This is a genomic window from Flavobacterium oncorhynchi, from assembly GCF_002217355.1.
In the GTDB taxonomy this organism is placed as follows: domain Bacteria; phylum Bacteroidota; class Bacteroidia; order Flavobacteriales; family Flavobacteriaceae; genus Flavobacterium; species Flavobacterium oncorhynchi.
Genome location: NZ_MUHA01000026.1, coordinates 15,444 through 35,474 on the forward strand (window position 1 = coordinate 15,444; position 20,031 = coordinate 35,474).

At 34.0% G+C, this 20,031-nt stretch carries 19 protein-coding genes; 5 read left to right on the plus strand and 14 right to left on the minus strand.

Annotated features, from left to right (window positions below; translation table 11 throughout):
- Nucleotides 1-115: 115 nt before the first annotated feature.
- The 6 genes from B0A75_RS16790 to B0A75_RS16815 form a co-directional block, all read right to left on the minus strand.
- Nucleotides 116-703, minus strand: a complete 588-nt coding sequence (locus B0A75_RS16790; RefSeq protein WP_089055420.1) for a YdeI/OmpD-associated family protein — start codon at nucleotides 701-703, stop codon at nucleotides 116-118.
- Complete coding sequence (pepT, locus tag B0A75_RS16795) at nucleotides 704-1,981, minus strand: peptidase T (protein WP_089055421.1); 1,278 nt, start codon at nucleotides 1,979-1,981, stop codon at nucleotides 704-706. It lies immediately after the preceding gene.
- A gap of 119 nt (nucleotides 1,982-2,100) precedes the next feature.
- Nucleotides 2,101-3,237, minus strand: a complete 1,137-nt coding sequence (locus B0A75_RS16800; protein WP_089055422.1) for a formylglycine-generating enzyme family protein — start codon at nucleotides 3,235-3,237, stop codon at nucleotides 2,101-2,103.
- 96 nt (nucleotides 3,238-3,333) lie between these two features.
- Nucleotides 3,334-4,296, minus strand: coding sequence for a DUF6515 family protein (locus tag B0A75_RS16805; protein WP_089055423.1), 963 nt, complete (start codon nucleotides 4,294-4,296; stop codon nucleotides 3,334-3,336).
- Between the two features lie 96 nt (nucleotides 4,297-4,392).
- The gene (locus B0A75_RS16810; protein ID WP_089055424.1) at nucleotides 4,393-5,619 is read right to left on the minus strand and encodes an OprO/OprP family phosphate-selective porin; all 1,227 of its coding nucleotides are present in this window, start codon (nucleotides 5,617-5,619) and stop codon (nucleotides 4,393-4,395) included.
- A 42-nt stretch (nucleotides 5,620-5,661) separates the two neighbouring features.
- Nucleotides 5,662-6,243, minus strand: a complete 582-nt coding sequence (locus tag B0A75_RS16815; RefSeq protein ID WP_089055425.1) for a hypothetical protein — start codon at nucleotides 6,241-6,243, stop codon at nucleotides 5,662-5,664.
- A gap of 283 nt (nucleotides 6,244-6,526) precedes the next feature.
- Here B0A75_RS16815 and B0A75_RS16820 point away from each other — a divergent pair, with 283 nt between their 5' ends.
- Nucleotides 6,527-7,561 (plus strand): quinone-dependent dihydroorotate dehydrogenase, encoded by a 1,035-nt coding sequence (locus B0A75_RS16820; RefSeq protein ID WP_089055426.1) that lies wholly within the window; start codon nucleotides 6,527-6,529, stop codon nucleotides 7,559-7,561.
- Here the strand turns inward: B0A75_RS16820 and B0A75_RS16825 are convergent.
- Entirely contained in the window at nucleotides 7,556-8,263 is a 708-nt protein-coding gene (locus B0A75_RS16825) for a DUF3307 domain-containing protein (RefSeq protein ID WP_089055427.1), read from the minus strand. The genes B0A75_RS16820 and B0A75_RS16825 overlap by 6 nt on opposite strands.
- The gene (locus B0A75_RS16830; protein ID WP_089055428.1) at nucleotides 8,260-8,874 is read right to left on the minus strand and encodes an RNA polymerase sigma factor sigma-70 region 4 domain-containing protein; all 615 of its coding nucleotides are present in this window, start codon (nucleotides 8,872-8,874) and stop codon (nucleotides 8,260-8,262) included. Before B0A75_RS16830 ends, B0A75_RS16825 begins: the two co-directional genes overlap by 4 nt.
- 259 nt (nucleotides 8,875-9,133) lie before the next feature.
- Between B0A75_RS16830 and B0A75_RS16835 the strand changes: the two genes are divergently transcribed.
- From B0A75_RS16835 to guaB, 4 genes are all read left to right on the plus strand, one after another.
- Complete coding sequence (locus B0A75_RS16835) at nucleotides 9,134-10,000, plus strand: hydroxymethylglutaryl-CoA lyase (RefSeq protein WP_089055429.1); 867 nt, start codon at nucleotides 9,134-9,136, stop codon at nucleotides 9,998-10,000.
- A 78-nt stretch (nucleotides 10,001-10,078) separates the two neighbouring features.
- Nucleotides 10,079-10,630, plus strand: coding sequence for a hypothetical protein (locus tag B0A75_RS16840; protein WP_089055430.1), 552 nt, complete (start codon nucleotides 10,079-10,081; stop codon nucleotides 10,628-10,630).
- Entirely contained in the window at nucleotides 10,627-12,024 is a 1,398-nt protein-coding gene (locus B0A75_RS16845) for a DUF5723 family protein (protein ID WP_089055431.1), read from the plus strand. The genes B0A75_RS16840 and B0A75_RS16845 overlap by 4 nt, the downstream gene beginning before the upstream one ends.
- Nucleotides 12,025-12,179: 155 nt before the next feature.
- On the plus strand, nucleotides 12,180-13,652 hold the full coding sequence (gene guaB, locus B0A75_RS16850) for an IMP dehydrogenase (RefSeq protein WP_089055432.1): 1,473 nt from the start codon (nucleotides 12,180-12,182) through the stop codon (nucleotides 13,650-13,652).
- Nucleotides 13,653-13,714: 62 nt separating this feature from the next.
- Here the strand turns inward: guaB and B0A75_RS16855 are convergent, their stop codons facing one another.
- The 6 genes from B0A75_RS16855 to B0A75_RS16880 all read right to left on the minus strand — a co-directional run bounded on the left by B0A75_RS16855 (nucleotide 13,715) and on the right by B0A75_RS16880 (nucleotide 20,024).
- Nucleotides 13,715-14,599 carry a L,D-transpeptidase gene (locus tag B0A75_RS16855; RefSeq protein ID WP_089055433.1) on the minus strand — a complete coding sequence of 295 codons (885 nt, stop codon included), beginning with the start codon at nucleotides 14,597-14,599 and terminating at the stop codon, nucleotides 13,715-13,717.
- A gap of 111 nt (nucleotides 14,600-14,710) precedes the next feature.
- Complete coding sequence (locus tag B0A75_RS16860; protein ID WP_123872388.1) at nucleotides 14,711-15,082, minus strand: hypothetical protein; 372 nt, start codon at nucleotides 15,080-15,082, stop codon at nucleotides 14,711-14,713.
- Between the two features lie 165 nt (nucleotides 15,083-15,247).
- The gene (locus B0A75_RS16865) at nucleotides 15,248-15,829 is read right to left on the minus strand and encodes an NUDIX domain-containing protein (RefSeq protein WP_089055435.1); all 582 of its coding nucleotides are present in this window, start codon (nucleotides 15,827-15,829) and stop codon (nucleotides 15,248-15,250) included.
- Between the two features lie 56 nt (nucleotides 15,830-15,885).
- Complete coding sequence (locus tag B0A75_RS16870; RefSeq protein ID WP_089055436.1) at nucleotides 15,886-17,157, minus strand: adenylosuccinate synthase; 1,272 nt, start codon at nucleotides 17,155-17,157, stop codon at nucleotides 15,886-15,888.
- 97 nt (nucleotides 17,158-17,254) lie between these two features.
- Nucleotides 17,255-17,713 (minus strand): Fur family transcriptional regulator, encoded by a 459-nt coding sequence (locus B0A75_RS16875; RefSeq protein ID WP_026981862.1) that lies wholly within the window; start codon nucleotides 17,711-17,713, stop codon nucleotides 17,255-17,257.
- Nucleotides 17,714-17,801: 88 nt separating this feature from the next.
- Nucleotides 17,802-20,024 carry a RelA/SpoT family protein gene (locus tag B0A75_RS16880; RefSeq protein ID WP_089055437.1) on the minus strand — a complete coding sequence of 741 codons (2,223 nt, stop codon included), beginning with the start codon at nucleotides 20,022-20,024 and terminating at the stop codon, nucleotides 17,802-17,804.
- Nucleotides 20,025-20,031: the final 7 nt, after the last annotated feature.

The following is a 20,031-nucleotide window of genomic DNA, read 5'->3' on the forward strand; positions in this document are numbered from 1 at the left end:
TTTGTAGAGTTTCTAGTGTGATTTCTCGTTCCTCGAAATGACAAAAAAGAAAAAACCTTTGTCAAAGTTTAAAACTTTGACAAAGGTTTTCATATAGTTTTGGAATTTTTAAATACTACCTGTATTTATCATTCAGTCCAACATTTGCTAATATCATCGGAATCACTTTTTCGATTCTCGAAAGTTTCGTTTTTTCCTGCTTAGCACTTTCTATATATTCTAAAAACTCGTACTGTTTGTAAGGGGTAAACTTTTGAAAAGCTTCCTTTAAGGCTGGGTTTTGAATCATTTCTTTGTCAAGAAGTTCAGAGACTATCATTTCCTTTTTTGAAGGTTTAATGATTTTACCCTGCTTTTCGTTTTCGATAGCTTCTATGATATATTCTAAAACCTCTTTTTCGTTTACCTCTTCTTTCGAGGTAAAACGCCATTGACGCATAGATTTTGTTTTGTCTTCCTGAGCATTGATAAGTCTCTTTTTTTCGTCTTTTAGAAAAACTCCGTTAAGAAACCAAATAGCAAAGTAATTTTTAAAACCTCCAATTCCAATAACATTTTTTTTGTCGTAAACATAAATAGGACCGCCCCATTTTATAGTTTCAACAAGTTCAGTTTTATCAATAATTGACTTAAGGAAGAGTAATTCTTCCTGCCAATTATTGACTTTGTCCCAAACGTGTTTTTTATCAGAATTAGGTTCCAATTATTTTTTCTTTTTAGGTTTTTCGGCTGCTTCAAAAATTCCTGGAATTGCAGTAAGTTCTGCAATTTTTACAATAACATCTGTTGCTTTCTGAATACTTTCGGCAGGAACATATTCGTACTTTCCATGAAAATTATGTCCGCCTGCAAATATATTTGGGCAAGGTAAGCCCATGAAAGACAATTGAGAACCATCAGTTCCGCCTCGAATTGGTTTTATGATTGGTTTAATATCTAGTTCTCGCATTGCTTTTTCGGCAATATCTACAATATGTTTAACAGGAAGTACCTTTTCTTTCATATTGTAATATTGATCTTTTACTTCAGCAATTACAATATCTTCGCCAAATTTCTTCGCAAACTTCTTGTTGAATTTTTTAGCAATTTTAGCGATTAACTCTTTACGTTTTTCGAATTTCTTTTTGTTGTGATCACGAATAATTAATTCTAAAACAGTTTCTTCGATAGTGCCTTTTATGTGATGTACATGGAAAAAACCTTCGTAACCTTTTGTTTCTTGTGGTGTTTCGCCTTTTGGAAGTTCATTGATAAAATCATTTGCCAGCAGCATTGAGTTTATCATTTTTCCTTTGGCATATCCTGGGTGAACGCTTTTTCCTTTAAAAGTAATTTTCGCACCCGCTGCATTGAAATTTTCGTATTCTAATTCGCCAATTTGGCTTCCATCCATTGTGTATGCCCATTGAGCACCAAATTTTTCAACATCAAAATGATGTGCTCCGCGGCCAATTTCTTCGTCAGGTGTAAAACCAATTCGGATTTTACCGTGTTTAATTTCCGGATGCTGAATTAAGTATTCCATAGCAGAAACTATCTCTGTAATTCCAGCCTTATCATCTGCACCCAACAAAGTAGTTCCGTCAGTTGTAATAATAGTTTGTCCTTTATATTGCAATAAATCTTTGAAATAATCTGGAGATAAAATGATGTTTTTTTCGGCATTTAGAACAATGTCTTTTCCGTCATAATTTTCTACAATCTGTGGTTTTACGTTTGCACCGCTAAAATCTGGAGAAGTATCAAAATGAGAAACAAATCCAATTGTAGGCACTTCATGATCAACATTGCTTGGCAAAGTCGCCATGATATAAGCTTTGTCGTCAATAGTAACCTCTGTCAAACCTATAGTTTTTAGTTCTTCAACTAATTTGTTAGCAAGATTCCATTGTTTTTCTGTACTTGGAGTAGTTTTCGAATTCGGATCTGATTCGGTATCAATTGTTACATAACTGATAAAACGATCTATGATGTGTTGCATTTTTTTTAATTTTTAGCAAATATAAGTAATTTTTTCAGCAGATATATTTAGTAAGTTGTCTCTAAAAACAAAAAAAGGATTCTGTTTTCAGAATCCTTTTTTTAATATGATTTTTTCCTTTAAATACTTTTAACGCATCTAAAACCAAGATGATTGGCTGCAGATCGAATTTCTCCTTTTCCTCTGGTTCCAACCATATATCTGGTGCAGTATTGATCTGTACATAAAAATGAACCGCCTCGATGCACACGTTTTATTTGACTTGGATCTGCAGGATCATTGTAAGCATCAGGACCTTGCGGATTTTTAGCCACTTTTCCGCTTTCACTTAAAGATTTATAGTAATCTATGCTGTACCAATCGCTTGTCCATTCCCAGACATTTCCAGCAACATCATAAAGTCCGTAAGAGTTTGGAGCATATTGTTTTACTGGAGCAATGCCTTTAAAACCATCTTCGCCTGTATCTCCGTCTTTAATTGGAAAATGTCCTTGGTAAATATTGGCTTGAAATTTTCCTTTTGGCTTTAAAACATTTCCCCAAGCGTAAATTTCTCCTGTTTTACCACCTCTTGCAGCAAATTCCCATTCCGCCTCAGTTGGAAGTCTTTTTCCTGCCCATTTTGCATAGGCAGCAGCATCTTCGTAAGTAATATGTACAACTGGATATTTTTCTTTTCCTTTTAAGGAACTTTGAGGGCCAAGAGGATGTTTCCAGTCCGTTTCAGGAATATAGGCCCACCATTGCAGAAAATTGTTCAAATTTACAGCAGCATCAGTAGGATTAAATACTACAGAACCCGTTACTAGATCTTCTTCGGCAGCTGTTGGAAATTCTTCTTTAGTTGGTTTTTGTTCGGCAACAGTTATGTATCCCGTAGCTTTTACAAATTCAGCATATTGTTCATTTGTAACTTCGGTTTCGTCCATATAATAGCCGTCAACATAAACTCTATGTACAGGAGCGGCATCTTTTGTAACACCTTTTATACTGCATAAACTTTCATCTTCAACATTGCTTCCCATTGAAAATTCGCCTCCAGGAATCCAAACCATTCCTTTTGGAGCTGTTCCTGATGGTTTATTTTTATTTTCAATAGTTGGTGTAAAAACTGAAGCTATAGATGTATCGGGCTTTTCGGCACAATCCATTACTGCCATTTTTTGCTTTGGTGAGATTAGCTTGGTGTAACCATAAGCAATTGAAATAATAGAAATAGTCAGCACGGCAAATATCCAGTAGGTTTTATTTTTCATTGTAAAAATTTTAAGCTGATAATGGTTGTTAATAGATAGGCATAAAAGTAAATAAAATTATTTTTAATAGTATACTGAATTGGTAGAATTTAAAAATTAATTGTCTTTTTCAACATTCACAACTTCATATTTATTCTTTCCATCAACTTGAACGGATTGATAGTAAGTTTCTCCAAATTTTACGTATTTATTGTCTCCAATAGTTACTTCTTCACCGCCTTCAGGCAGATTGTCTACTAAAGTTCCTGCTGTTGGTGCAACAACTTTATAATTACTTCCGTCTTTTTCATAATACGTTCCTCCATAATAATAGTTATTGACGGTTCCTGTATTGACTGTTTCGGCTCCACTCGGAATATTGTTTACGGTACCTCCAACTGGAGCAGGCACAGCTGTATAACCTCCATTTGTAGAGCTGTACCAAACGCCTTGATCGTAGTGATATTTTTCATTTTCTACGCTGACTACGATTGCTGTAACGGCTAGAGTTGCTACGAAAAATCCCCAAGGATGCCAAACTGGTCCCCAATAGAATGGTGCATAAGGACGTGGGTAATACGGGTGATAGCAGTTGTAGCGATATCCGCCATATACATAAGGAGGGCGTGTATATGGTCTGTAGCCCGGTCTCACTACCGTATTACGATTGTTGCGAACGTGAACGCTGTTGTTTACATTGATGTTTACATTGTTTCTGTTTCGATTAACGGTATTGCCGCTAATATTGGTATTTCTGTTTCCTGTTTTATTTCTATTTACAGTATTAGAATTTCTATTGTTGGTTGTAGTTCTACCGCCAATTTTTGAGTTGGAAGAGTTAGAAGGTCTGTTTATTTTAGTACCCGAATTATTTGCGCCGGGTCTATTTGCTGTTGGTCTCGCTTGAGTTGCTGGTCTGTTTTGTATTGCACCGCCGCCTCTCTGTATTCCGCCGGCAGGTCTATGTGCGCCACCACCACCGCCTCGACGCTGTGCGGTACTATCTATTGAAATCAAAAAAAATGATCCAGCTAAAAATAGTAATGCACCTTTTTTTAGAGTTTTAGTTAATTTTTTCATTTTCAGATTTTTATGTTGGTTAAAGTTATTAAAAAATATACTTTGTATAGAATTTTAAGTCGAATATTTTGAATTGCTGCAATGTCATTTTAACTGTTATAGAGAAATATCCCATTGTATTCTAAAACGCCAGCCTTGTTCTAAAGGCAAGGTTTTGTCCTGAAAACTAAAATAGGAAACCTCTGAAGTGAGCTTGTTTTTATGTCCCTTAAAGAACCAGTTAAAAGCAAGGGTTGTTTCGTTTTGCAAATTTTGTTTTATACTGTTATCTGGGCGATAGGAAGCGTGTCTTCCTGCCATTTCTAAGTGTTTTGGCCACCAATCAAGTACATTGTGAAAAAAATAACCAGCCTGAACATAGTATCCTTTTAAAGTTGTTATGTCATTATTATTCAATTTATCAATAATTTCTTTGGTATGCAATTCGCTTTGCCAAGAAAAACCGCGATACATAAAAGCAGTTTCCATATTCCATTGATTTACTCTGTATTGACCAGGTAAACCATTTTCAAACCCGTCTAAAGAACCTCCTCCTGCTTGAGAAAAGCGAGTATAAGGGCTTCTATTGGTTATGGCAGAAAAAGCAACAATTGGAGTGGGTTTTTCATGAAACTCTAAATCGCAGCCTTCAAAATCAAGAAAGCGTCCCAAAAAGTTCCATTGAGCACGTCCAAAATACATTAAATTATTGTCATCGTTACTCGTGTTTCCTCTACCAGTTCCAGTTAAGGCTGCTACCCAATAATTAAAATCGGCAATGCCGGCTCCTTTAAGATGACCATTAACTTCAACTCCCATTTGTCTGTCTACAGTAAAAGGTCTGTTAATCAAAGATCGCTCTACGGTTTGCTGTTCACCGCTGCTTATAAAACGTTCGCGGGTAAATTCAGTTTTCCATTGCCCGACTTTAAAGCTCAGCCATTCCCATTTTTCGATCATTATTCTAAAGTCCAGTAAATTGGACTGACTTAATTCATATTCCCAATAGTATTTCAACCAGGGTTCAAAAGCATGTCCGCCAATTTTAAGTCTGGCGCGGTTTATTTTAAAAGTGGTTTTGGCATCTTGACTGTAATCATCATAAGTTAAAGGATCGGTATCATAGGGAGTAGAAAATCTAAATTGAAATCGGCTTTGTAATTGAAATAGAAATTTATTGTCTTTGGTTTGTAGTTCTATTCCCTTATCTCCATAACGAACATTAATTAGTTTAGTAGTATCTTTTTCTTTCAATTGCTGCGCTGAGCCATCTAAACTAAATAATAGTACTAAGCAGAGAAGAAGAGTATTCGATACGTTTGTTAGAATGTTTGCGTTATGCATATGCTTAGAATGTTTGTAATAATTTATAGTTACTTAGTATGGCTATTTTCCTCCAAAGTTTTTAGCAATTCCTAAACCAATTCCCCGACTGTCATATGCATTCCATTTTAAGTCGTAGCTGAAAGTTCCAAATATTTCCCAATCTTTTGGAAGTTCATAGCCATATTCTACCCCGGCTCGCGTCAAAAAGAAATCTTCTTCTTTGGCAAATTCTCCTCCAAATCCTAAAAGAATACTCCATGATTCGCTAGGTTTATAGATTCCCATAACGGCAGGAGCGATAGGATAACTGCGTTCGACAGTTTCTTTATCGTCACCGCTTGCATATGTTTTTTCGACTTTAAATTTTTCAATAATAAAATCGGTGTGCAGACCAATTGCCCATTTTTCGTGAAATTGATACGTATAATCAACTCCCCATGCAGGAAGATTTAATACATCATGATTTCCTTCGTCATCACGACCTTCAAATACATGAGCATGATTAATTGATATTCCTATTTGATGATGCGGACTAAATGTTTTCTTTTCGCTTTCTTGAGCTGTAATACTGTTGTAACTGACTAAATAAAAAATCGTTGCCAGGAAAACTGTTATCTTAATATGATTAATAGTAGAAAACATTTAGAGTCTGTATTAATGAAATATTAGTTTAAAGCTGTAAATAGCTCAAAATTAAATAATAAATGACCCAAACAGGTTTGTGCTAAGAGCTTAAATCGTTTCATTTTATAACTTGCAACGTCAAAAAAGTAAATTTTGACTCAATATTTTTAGTTTTTTGAAATGTTTTTAATTTTTATGTTAAAATTGATTTGAAAACTCTTGTAATTTGTTTTCTGTAAAAAGCACCTTTTTAAACTATAATATTTAAATTTGCATCCGAAAAAATAACAACAACACACTTATGTATAAATTGATAATCCGTCCGATACTTTTTTGGTTTGATCCTGAAGAAGTGCATTACTTTACTTTTTCATTTGTAAAATTCATTTCAAAAATCCCTGGAGTTTCATCAATTATACGATCTATTTATGAGGTAAAAGATTCTCGTTTAGAAAGAGAAGTTTTTGGAATTAAATTCAAAAACCCAGTTGGACTTGCGGCTGGATTTGACAAAGATGCCAAGTTGTATAAGGAGCTTTCTGATTTTGGTTTTGGTTTTATCGAAATTGGAACTGTAACGCCGGTTGGTCAGGAAGGAAATCCTAAAAAACGTTTGTTCCGTTTAAAAGAAGATCAGGCAATTATTAACCGAATGGGGTTTAATAATGGCGGTGTTATTGAAGCTGTAGAACGTTTGAAAAAGAATTCAGGAGTTTTAATTGGTGGGAATATTGGTAAAAATAAAGTGACACCAAATGAAAATGCGGTTGATGATTATATCATTTGTTTCGATGCTTTGTTTAATCATGTTGATTATTTTGTGGTAAATGTAAGTTCTCCAAATACACCAAATCTAAGGGCATTACAAGACAAAGAGCCTTTAACGGCTTTATTGCAGACTTTGCAAGATCGAAATATAGAGAAACAAAAAACAAGCACTCAAAAAGTAAAACCAATTCTTTTAAAAATTGCTCCAGATCTTACAGATGAGCAATTGTTAGATATTATTGATATTGTAAAGACAACTCAAATTGCGGGTGTAATTGCTACAAATACGACTATTTCAAGAGATGGTTTACAATCTCAAAACCAATCTGAAACGGGAGGTTTGTCTGGAAAGCCGTTAACAAAACGTTCTACAGAAGTAATTCGTTTTCTTTCGGAAAAAAGCAATAAAGCATTCCCAATTATTGGAGTAGGAGGAATTCATTCAGCAGATGATGCGATCGAAAAACTTAATGCAGGTGCAAGTTTAGTGCAATTGTATACAGGTTTTATTTATGAAGGTCCTGCACTTATAAAAGCTATAAACAAGAAAGTTTTAAGTCAGTTATAAAATTAGTATCTGAACAACTTGTCCAACAAGTATTGCGATTCCAAAACTGATTAAAGTGCCAATCAAAACATATTCAGTTAGTTTTCGATCTTTGGCTTCTTTTAAATCTCCAAACCTAAAAATAGATTTTGCGGCCAGCAAAAATCCAATAGCTTCAAAATGTCCTAAAAGGATAAAGCAGAATATAAATAAACGCTCTAATATGCCAATGTAATTTCCTGCATTGGCAAGTGAGTTATCTTGATTACTGTTTTGACTTTCAGGGCTCCAAATTGAGATTATGGTTTTAATAAAAATAGAAGTTGGTTTAGTTATAAATATAATTCCCGTTACTAAAATCCAAAATTTATCATCAAGCCAAAAATGAATCATATTTTTATTTTGGTATAAAAGGCTGATGCCAATCAGAATCAAAATATGTGCAATTTGGTCTACAACAAACCAAGTGCGTTTCGTTTTCTTCTTCTGAAAATTAAGTTTGATAAAATCTATAAAGCCGTGGGTAATGGCTATGAATGCTGCGTAAGGTATAAAACTTATTTCTCCAACTAGAATTGCTGCCAAAATTCCGTGCAGTAAAACATGAAGATATAAATAAAAGCTTTTATGTTTCTTCGTTTCTTTATCAGCGACCCATTTGTTGGGCTGCCAAATAAAATCTCCTAATAAATGGGCTAAAAACAGTTTTATAAATAAAATCATGGAGCTGTAAGTTGTTTTATTTGTGTTCTAAAATAGCGGTCTAAAGTGATAACCAAATCAAATTGAGCACGTTTTTGCCTGCGGCTAACAGCGGCTTGGTTAATACCTAATTTCTGACCAATTTCTTCTTGAGACAGAGTTGGATTTTCTATTGCCAAAGCTGTAAATTCAGCAGATTGTACCAGCCAGTTGTCCATAAAGGTTAAAGCCAGCTGCAGCATTAGATTCAGTTTTTCATTAAAATCAATGTCGGCAGTTCGTAAAGCCAGTGTTACCTTTTGTTTTTTTAAAGTTCCAAAAAGTTCTCCAGAATTAATGAAAGCAGTTCCATTACTTTCCGATATTTTTGCAGCATTATGTGTTTTGCTGCCAAAACCAATACTCATTCGGGCATCTAGTTTTATAGCTCTTAAACGTGCTTTTAGTAAAATAGCAGTTAGTAGAGCTTCCTCAGGATTTTCAACTTCAATTTGAAATTCATCGCCTCTGTAAATTTCCCATTGATTTGGTGTATCACCAAATTGAGCAAGGATTTTTTTTAAATCCTCGACCCAATGTTTTGATTGCTGTTGTCTTGAATCGATTATGTCGCCTGTAATTACACTAGTCATAAGATCAAATATAATTAAAAAATAATAAAATTTGTATTACAAATATAAGTAATGTTTTTTATTATTACGGTTATTGGTAATATGTTTAATTATTACCATTTTATGTAATATTTGTTTTTATTACTGCTTTTGGTAATGGTTTAGAAATAAAATAAAACTTTTGAGACTTATATGGTTAAAAAAAACGGATTATACAAAACGACTTAATTTTTATTTGTTTAAAAAAGGAACTAACTTAGCCCTTACAAAAGAGTAAGTTTTGAATAAAGAAATCAAGATTATCGAATGTCCGCGAGATGCCATGCAAGGTATTAAAGCATTTATTCCCACAAAAAATAAAGTGACTTATATACAGGCTTTACTTCGCGTAGGGTTTGATACTATTGATTTTGGAAGTTTTGTATCACCTAAAGCAATTCCGCAAATGCAAGATACTGCCGAGGTTTTAGCACAACTTGATTTGTCTCAAACTACAAGTAAGCTTTTGTCGATAATTGCAAATACACAAGGAGCGGCTTTGGCTTCAGAACACGAGTCAATTCAGTATTTAGGTTTTCCTTTTTCGATATCAGAGAATTTTCAAATGCGTAATACTCATAAAACCATTGCAGAATCTTTGATAACTCTTGCAGAAATTCTAGAGATTGCCGATAAAAAAAAGAAAGAGGTTGTTACTTATCTTTCAATGGGATTTGGAAATCCTTATGGAGATCCTTGGAATGTTGAAATCGTGGCAGAATGGACAGAAAAACTGGCAGGAATGGGCGTGAAAATTTTATCACTTTCAGACACTGTTGGAAGTTCGACACCAGAAGTTATTACCTATCTTTTTTCTAATTTAATTCCGAAATATCCGCAAATTGAGTTTGGAGCACATTTGCATACTACTCCCGACAGTTGGTTTGAGAAAATTGATGCAGCTGCAAAAGCAGGATGTACACGTTTTGATGGTGCAATTCAAGGGTTTGGCGGCTGTCCGATGGCAACAGATAAACTAACAGGAAACATGCCAACCGAAAAATTGATCTCTTACTTTACAGCCAATAAAAAAACAACGGGACTTAATTCCTTAAGCTTTGAAAGTGCTTATAATGAAGCTTCAAAATTGTTTGGAAAGTTTCATTGAAAAAGATTACAATAATTTAGCAATCAGGCAATATCTAATTAACGAAAGACGTTTTTATTTATACTATATAAAACAAGCATGCAGTCAAATCTCATAAATAGAATAACTATAGTTTTGTTTTCATCGATTTTATTTCTCTCTTGTTCGAGTGATTTAGATTTTGATCAGGTCGATGATTTAGTACTTCAGCCAACTTTTGTTGCCAATCTGGCTTATTTTACTATTACAGCAGATCAAATTGAAGACAATGGTTCTGGATTTCCAATACCTCCAGCTGTAGAAGATTTTGATGTTTTTAAAAACAAGTTCTTCAATGAGAATTTGATGAAAGCCGAGTTTAATTTTGAAATCGAAAATACAATTAACAGAGGTTTTGAGGTTGATTTGATACTAATTGATGCTAATAATACATCGTTAGAAACTATTTCTTTAAATGTCCCGACCTATACAGGAGGTTCTAATGTAATTAAATATCCTGCTGAGGTTTTTGAAGGAGAACGATTAGTCAGGCTGAAAAAATCTGTAAAAATAGCCTTTGTTGTTCGTATTGTTCCAGGATCGGGAACAGGAGCAATTTCAGGTAACTTAAAACTAAAATCAGGTGCAATTGTTTATATGAAAATACAATGAAAAAAACACTTTTAATTGTAATCTTGATTTTTCAATTTTCATCTTTCGCTCAGAACAAACAAGTATTATACAACTTTACATCAATTCCGCAGTCTTCCCTCGTTAATCCAGGTGCTGATGTGTCTTATAAATTCTATTTTGGGATTCCAGTTCTATCAGGAGTTTCAGGAAATGTTGGTTCAAGCAGCTTTTCGGCTTATGATTTATTTGCTAATAATGGTGTAGATTTCAATGATAAAGTTCGAAATGTTATCAATAAATCATCAGCAAATGATAAAACACAAGTAAACCAGCAGCTTGAAATATTCTCGGGCGGATTTAGAATAGGAGGACAGGAAAGTAAATCTTATATTTCATTTGGAGCTTATCAGGAATTTGATTTTTTAATGTATTTTCCAAAAGATGCCGCAATCTTGGCTGTTGATGGAAATCAGAACTATATGGGGAAATCCTTCAACTTGGCAGATATAAATGTTCGTGCCGAAGTACTTTCCGTTTTTCATGTTGGTTTTCATAAAAAATTAAACAAAAAACTCGTTTTGGGTGGACGTGCTAAAATTTATTCCAGTGGTGCTAACGCAACTTCAACCAAAAATTCAGGGTACATTTATACAGCACAGGGAACCGGTACAAATATGTATACGCAAATAATTGAATCAAATTTAGAGCTTAGAACCGCCGGAATAGCAAAGTTTACGAAAGATGAATATGAAGGGAGTGTTGCCAAGGATATTGCGCACAATACTTTTTTTAACGGAAGTCTTGGCTTAGGATTCGACGCCGGACTTACTTATAATATCGAAGATAATCTTCAGCTTACTGCAAGTGTGCTTGATGTTGGTTTTATAAGACAATCAAAAGATGTTGAAACCAGAACTTACAAAGGAAGTTATAAGTACGATGGAGTAAATCCTAGTTTTGGTACGACCGATGAACCGAATGATATTATAGACGATTTTGAAAAAGCGATTCCAGAAGAGAAACTTTATAATAAATATACAACTTGGCGCCCTGTTAAATTTAATTCTTCTATTCAATATTCTTTTGGTGAAACAAGATCAGACGAAGATTGTAATTGCAAAGGTTCTAGCGAACGAAAATATCTTAATGCAGTTGGAGCGCAATTATTTGCTATGACGATGCCAAAAGATCCTTACGCTGCATTAACCGCTTTTTATAAACGCAGTATTACGGAGAAATTGGATGTAAAAGCAACTTATACAGTTGATCCCTATTCTTATACGAACATCGGTTTAGGTGTTTCTGGAACTCTTGGAAAATTCAATATGTATGTTCTTGTAGATAATGTTTTTGAATACAAAGATGTTTCAAAAGCAAATAGTATTGCATTTCAATTCGGGTTCAATTTTGTTTTTCAAGATTCAAAGAATTAATATCTCAGGTTTTGCTTTTATTGGAATTTGAAACTTCGTATTTGGAGTTTTAAATTGTAAGTATTTCCCTGTAAGAGTAAATTTATGAATAAGTTAGTATTCAAGTTTCCAATTTATTCACTATATTTGCACGCAATTCAACTAGAAATTGCAACATGATAGCACACAACTCCAAGATTATCGGCGAAGGTTTAACTTACGACGATGTATTATTAGTACCTAACTACTCGAATGTGCTTCCCCGCGAAGTGAGTATCAAATCGAAATTCTCAAGAAACATAACATTAAACGTTCCAATCGTATCTGCTGCTATGGATACTGTTACCGAAAGTGCAATGGCAATCGCTATGGCGCAAGAAGGAGGAATTAGTGTTTTACATAAAAACATGACTATCGAGCAGCAAGCTGCAGAGGTTAGAAAAGTAAAGCGTGCAGAAGCAGGAATGATTATCGATCCGGTAACATTACCAACAACTTCGACTATTGCAGATGCAAAAAATGCCATGAAAGAATTTGGAATTGGCGGTATTCCAATCGTTAACGAGAATAGAATTCTGAAAGGAATTGTTACCAATCGTGATTTACGTTTCGAGAAAAATGGTGCAAGACCAATCGCTGAGGTAATGACAAGCAAAAATTTAGTGACTGTTGCCGAAGGGACTTCATTAGAGCAGGCGGAAGTTGTTTTACAAGGGCATAAAATCGAAAAATTGCCAGTTGTAAACGCTAATAATGAATTAGTTGGTTTGATTACCTTTAGAGATATTACAAAACTGACTCAAAAACCAATCGCAAATAAAGATTCATTTGGTCGTTTAAGAGTTGCTGCTGCGATAGGAGTTACCGGAGATGCAGTTCAAAGAGCTGAAGCTTTAGTAAACGCAGGTGTAGATGCAATTATTATAGATACTGCACACGGACATACAGAAGGTGTGGTAAATACCTTAAAAGAAGTAAAATCAAAATTCCCTCAAATAGATGTAATTGTAGGAAACATTGCAACGCCGGAAGCTGCTAAATATTTAGTAGAAAATGGTGCTGATGGTGTAAAAGTTGGAATTGGACCAGGTTCAATTTGTACTACACGTATCGTTGCAGGTGTTGGTTTTCCTCAGTTTTCGGCAGTTTTAGAAGTTGCTGCAGCTATTAAAGGAACCGGAGTTCCAGTTATTGCTGATGGTGGAATTCGTTATACTGGAGATATTCCTAAAGCAATTGCTGCAGGTGCTGATTGTGTAATGTTAGGTTCATTATTAGCTGGAACAAAAGAGTCTCCAGGTGAAACTATTATTTTTGAAGGAAGAAAATTCAAATCTTATCGTGGAATGGGATCTGTTGAAGCGATGCAAACAGGATCTAAAGACCGTTATTTCCAAGATGTTGAAGACGATGTTAAAAAATTAGTTCCAGAAGGAATTGTTGGTCGTGTTCCTTACAAAGGTGAATTAAACGAAAGTATGCTTCAATTTATTGGAGGTCTTCGTGCAGGAATGGGCTACTGTGGTTCAAAAGATATTCCTACTTTACAAGAAACAGGACGTTTTGTTAGAATTACTTCAAGTGGAATTACTGAAAGTCATCCGCATAACGTAACAATTACAAAAGAAGCTCCAAATTATTCTAGATAATTTTAGTTTTAATTATATAAAACAAAAGGCGTAAGATTTAATTCTTACGCCTTTTTTTTATTTTATAGAGAAGTATTTTGTTCTGCTTCTCTCAATTTTTGATTCTCTAAAATCTGTGGAATAAATGGTTTAACTTCATTTTCAATTTCAGATTCAGGTATATTTAGAGCTTTTGGATTAGAAGATAATTGCAGCCAAGGTTTTGGACCGTCAAAATTATAGTTTCCAAAAACTATAACTGGAGTTCCTTTTACTTTTACATTTTCCTTGTCTTTCAAAATCCATTCATCAGCAAATTTGTAGAGATATTTAGCATCTTTTTCTAATAATCTTAAGCAAGAATGTGATGCTGGATAACCGGGAAGTTCGTATTCGTGAAAACCAACACCTAGTTTGTTCTCTATATTGAAATTCCATTTTAAATCCCATTCGTCATTAAAAGTACTTGTTGTTTTTTCAGCTTTCCAATTCGTGAAGAATAATCCTGTTGGAGTCGGATCTTTTTTTCTTCCCATATTTGTCGGCCCAGTATAAACTAATTCTCCATTTTTATAAGCGGCAAAAATCTGTGCAGGATAAGAGAAAATAATAATTTTAGAAACCTCTTTCAAAGCAGAAACATGCAGAGGGAATGGCATATAATAAACCAAATCCCCACTAAAATCGCTTGGAATAACAACAGAGTCAAGTTTTTTGAAGTTTGCTTTGTCTGTTCTGTTTAAAGCGTAAACAATATCAAGTTTGCTGCTGTCAGCTTCATTGATTTTTAACCAGCCTTTTGTTTTTTCAATTTGAAAGGAAACAGATGATTTTGGTTTCTTGTATTCAATCGTTTTTTTAGGCTTAGTATTTTTGGTTAGGTTTGCTTTGTCGTTTTTCTTGCACGCTCCTAATAAAACTAACATTAAGAAGAACGATAAATTCGCTGTATAATATAACTTTTTCATATGATGAGCTTTTATGAAAATAAAGTTATAACTAGAATATTGTAAAAGGGTTACATAATTTTTAGAAATGGTTGTTTGATTTTCATCTACCTGTTTTTTTATCTGAGAAAATCAAAGTAGCTTAAAATATGTTTTTGTAAGCAGTGAGCAAACAAATTCAGTTCTTCCTGTATCAGAATCGGATAGTTTATCTCCCGTGTATGTTAGTTTTAAATATCCGGTTTTTTTATCAATGTAAAATACCCAAATTTGATTATTTGCATAAACTAATTCTGAATATGAGGATTGATTGCCTAGTTTGTTAAAATATGTTATTTTTTCAGTATTGACTTTTTTCCAGCTTTTAGCATGTCTGATTAAGTCAGAAAACTGGATTTCTTCTGTCGTAATTGTTATCATTTGTCCAACAATAGCATCGTCTTCCCCCATAACCCATGAAGGTCTGTCATCAATCATTCTCCAGTTTCCAATTAATTCACTCATTAAATTGTTTTTTGGAAAAATTTCCAAAGAATCCGCTTTTTTAAGTTCAGACGAATCTATTTTGTTTTGTGAGAATAGTTGAAAAAATGAAAAGAGTAGAATAAATACTGTTTTATACTTAGACATTTTTATTATTTTTTAAATCTAAAATATTAAAAAAAAGCTTTAAATCAATCTTTTTATTTTAGCATGTTGTAAAAGAATAATAGTTTTAGCATCAACAATTTCGCCAGATTCAATCATAGCATAAGCTTCGTCAAAGGTATATTCCAGAACTTCTATATTTTCCTGTTCAGAATCCAACCCTCCGCCATCGCTGACTTTCATGCTTTCATCATATTCACCTGTAAACAAATATAAAATTTCGGTTACAGCACCTGGAGACATATAGGTTTCTACAACTTTTTGAACTTTTTTTATGCGATAACCAGTTTCTTCCTCAGTTTCACGAATGATGCATTCTTCCGGATTATCTTGATCTAAAAGTCCTGCACAAACTTCAATCATCATTCCTGTTTTGTTGCCATTTAAAAAAGTTGGCAAACGAAATTGACGCGTTAAAATAACAGTTTTTTTTGTGGTATTGTAAAGTAAAATTCCAGCTCCATTTCCTCGGTCATAAACTTCGCGTACATGCGTCTGAATTTTTTCGTTTTCTTTTTGATAAGTAAAATTTACTTTATTTAAAATGTACCAATTGTCTGAGAGTAAAGATGTTTCTGTAATTTTGATTTCTGGGTTTTTCATATGGCGAATAGATTTGTATAAAAAAACGCCCTGATTATCAGAGCGTTTTAAAGGTATTATTTTGTTATTGTTTGCTTTCTGTCTGGTCCAACCGATACAATTTTGATTGGTACTTCGATTTCTTTCTCAATAAACTCAATATATTCTTTTAGCTCAATTGGCAATTGATCGTAAGTTGTTAAACCTGTTAAATCAGCTTTCCAGCCTTTAAATTCTTTGTAAACTGGAGTAACATTTTCTGGCTCAATGTTGTAAGGGAAATGAGCAATATTTTGTCCTTTATAGTTGTATTCTGTACACACTTTTAAAGTTTCAAAACCAGAAAGTACATCACCTTTCATCATCATTAACTGCGTAACTCCGTTAACTTGAACGGCATATTTTAAAGCTACAAGGTCTAACCATCCGCAACGTCTTTGTCTTCCTGTTACAGATCCAAATTCGTTACCTACTTTTGCCATAGTAGCACCAACTTCGTCAAAAAGTTCAGTTGGGAAAGGTCCGCTTCCAACACGTGTTACATAAGCTTTAAAAATTCCGTAAACTTCTTTGATTTTGTTAGGAGCAATTCCTAAACCAGTACAAGCTCCAGCAGCAGTAGTGTTAGATGAAGTTACAAATGGATACGTTCCAAAATCAACATCTAATAATGAACCTTGAGCGCCTTCGCACAGAATAGATTTACCTGCTTTTTGAGCTTGGTGCATGTATTCTTCACTATCGATAAAATCTAGTTTTTTCAATTCTTCGATAGCTTCGAAAAATTCTTTTTCAAGTTCTGCTAAGTTGTATTGAATGTTAACGTCGTAAAAAGCAATCATTGCTTCGTGCTTGTCAGCTAAAGCTCTGTAACGATCTTTAAAGTCTTCTAATTCAATATCACCAACGCGTAAACCGTTTCTACCTGTTTTGTCCATGTAAGTTGGCCCAATTCCTTTAAGGGTAGAACCAATTTTAGCTTTTCCTTTTGACGCTTCAGAAGCGGCATCAAGTAAACGGTGTGTTGGTAAAATTAAATGTGCTTTTCTAGAAATGATTAATTTGCTTTTGATGTCAAGTTTAAATTTCTCTAAACCTTCAATTTCTTTTTGAAAAACTACTGGGTCAATTACAACTCCATTTCCGATGATGTTTACTGAGTTTTTATGAAAAATTCCTGAAGGAATGGTTCTAAGTACGTGTTTAATTCCGTCAAATTCTAGTGTATGTCCTGCGTTTGGTCCTCCTTGAAAACGTGCGATAATATCATAATTTGAGGTAAGAACGTCAACAATTTTTCCTTTACCTTCATCTCCCCATTGTAATCCTAGTAATAAATCTACGGTCATTCTGTTTTAATTTGCGTTGAGACAAGCTGAGTTGTCCTACTGATTAATGTAGTTAATTTTCTTTTTTTTTATTTTTTTGAATAATGCCTTTTTGGGATTATTGTTTTTGCTTTTTGTTTCCGTAGAAATAAAGTGAATGATTCGTAATTTCGATATCAAATATTTCTTCGATTGTTTTTTTGATGGTTTGAATTCTTGGATCGCAAAATTCAATTACTTCGCCAGAATCAGTCATGATAATATGATCATGCTGTTTGTCAAAATACGATTTTTCGTAATAAGCCTGATTTTGCCCAAATTGATGTTTTCTAACTAAAGCGCAGTCCAGCAGCAGTTCAATCGTGTTGTATAACGTAGCTCTGCTCACACGATAGTTCTTATTTTTCATTTTGATGTATAGATTTTCTATATCAAAATGCTCCTCGCTATCGTAGATTTCCTGAAGTATAGCATAACGCTCAGGAGTTTTGCGATGCCCTTTTTGTTCAAGATACATTGTAAAAACATTTTTTACAATTTCTTGATTCTTAGTGTTGTCAGTTGAAATGAGTGTCATATCCGGCAAAGATAATTTTTTATTTTTAATGAATAAAAGTTTCGGGTTTAAAGTTTCGTTACAAAATTCTTATAGTTTCCCTAAAAAGTTAGGTTCTGTACTCTCTCGTAACCTTATCAACCCCGTCAATTTTCTTAATTGCATTGATCATTTTTTTCAAAATAGTATTGTTTTGAACAATAACCGCAATCTGTCCGTGAAAAATTCCAGCATCAGTACTCAATGAAATACTCTGAATATTAACGCTCATATTGTTTGAAATTACACGAGTCAATTGATTGGTAAGTCCTAAAACATCCATTCCTGTAATATTTATAATCGCCTTAAATTCTTCTTGAGAAGAATCGATCCATTTGGCGCTCATAATTCTGTAAGCGTAATTGGACTGCATTCCAATAGCGTTAGGACAGTCTTTTTTATGCACTTTGATTCCTTCGTTGATGGTTACAAAACCAAAAACGTCGTCACCAGGAATAGGGTTACAGCATTGAGATAACTTATAATCTAGTTTATCATGCTCAGTTCCAAAAACCAGCATGTCGTAATTACTGCTGATAACGGGTTTGTGTATGTCTTCTGAAGTCGTTGTATCTTTATTTCTTTTAATTTTATTTTTAAAGAAATTGATAAACGTATTGCTTTTTTGTGCGGCATAATCTTTTAACTGCTGATTTTCAATTGCACCAATTCCAACGCGATAGAATAGATCTAAGCTTGTTTTTAATTTAAAAAAGTTAACTAACTCATTTGTAGTCTGCTCGTTAAGCGTAATTTTTAAATGTTTTAGTTTTCTGGTAAGTAATTCTTTTCCTTCTTCAGCAATTTTTTTGGTGTTCTCGTTTAGAACGTTTTTAATTTTATTTTTTGCTCTCGAAGTTGTTACATACTCGAGCCAGTTTACCGTTGGTTTTTGGTTTGCAGAAGTTATAACTTCAACTTGATCACCACTTTTAAGTTCATGATTTAAAGGAACTAAACGACCGTTTACACGAGTACCCCTGGTTTTAATTCCAATTTCAGAGTGAATGCTAAATGCAAAATCAAGTGAAGTGGCACCTTTTGGCAGTGATTTGATTTCTCCTTTTGGAGTAAACACGAAGATTTCTTTAGAATATAAATTCATTTTAAAATCCTCAACAAAATCAACGGCATTGGTTTCCTGATTTTCTAGTGCTTCACGAAGTAAATTCAGCCAAGTATCTAAACCGCTTTCTTCGGTTGCGCCATTTTTGTATTTGTAATGTGCTGCATATCCTTTTTCGGCAATTTCATCCATACGCTCACTTCTTACCTGAACTTCGACCCAGCGGCCTTTTGGTCCCATAACGGTAATGTGAAGTGCTTCGTAACCAGTTGATTTTGGTGATGAAATCCAGTCGCGTAAACGACTAGGGCTTGGTCTGTAATGATCTGTTACAATCGAATAGATTTTCCAAGCAATAAATTTTTCGTCATGTGGATCAGATTTGTAAACAATTCGCAATGCAAACTTGTCATAAACTTCATCAAAACTTACATTTTGAGCGCGCATTTTTCGACGAATCGAATAAATTGATTTTGGACGGCCTTTTATAATGTAATCAACATTCTCAGCATCTAAAGATTTCTTCAAAACATCCGAAATATCTTTGATGTAAGCATCTTGTTCTTCCTTAGTTTCTCTAATTTTACTTACAATATCATTGTAAACGGCAGGTTCTGTATATTTTAAACCTAGATCTTCTAGTTTAGTTTTAATATTATAAAGCCCTAAACGATGAGCGAGAGGAGCATAAATATAAAGTGTTTCAGAGGCGATTTTGGTCTGCTTGTATTCCGCCATCGAATCCATCGTCTGCATATTATGTAAACGATCGGCGAGTTTAATCAAAATTACGCGTACATCATCATTCAGCGTCAAGATCATTTTTCTAAAATTCTCTGCCTGCATAGAGGCATTTAGATCTTTTTGTACTAATGAAATTTTCGTTAAACCTTCAACTAACTGTGCTACTTTTGGATTGAATAATCGTTCAATATCTTCTACAGTCATTGGAGTATCTTCAACAACATCGTGTAATAAAGCCGCGGCAATAGAAGTTGCTCCCAGACCAATTTCTGAGGCAACAATTTTTGCAACTGCAATAGGATGAAAGATATACGCTTCTCCAGATTTGCGTCTTTGCTCTTTGTGGGCATCTACAGCAACATCAAAAGCCTTTCTAATCAGTTTTTTATCAGTAGGCGATAAAGTCTGATAACTAATTCGTAGTAATTCTTTATACTCCTGCGCAATCGCTTTGTTTTCTTTTTCTGTATCTATTTCTATCATAACGGCA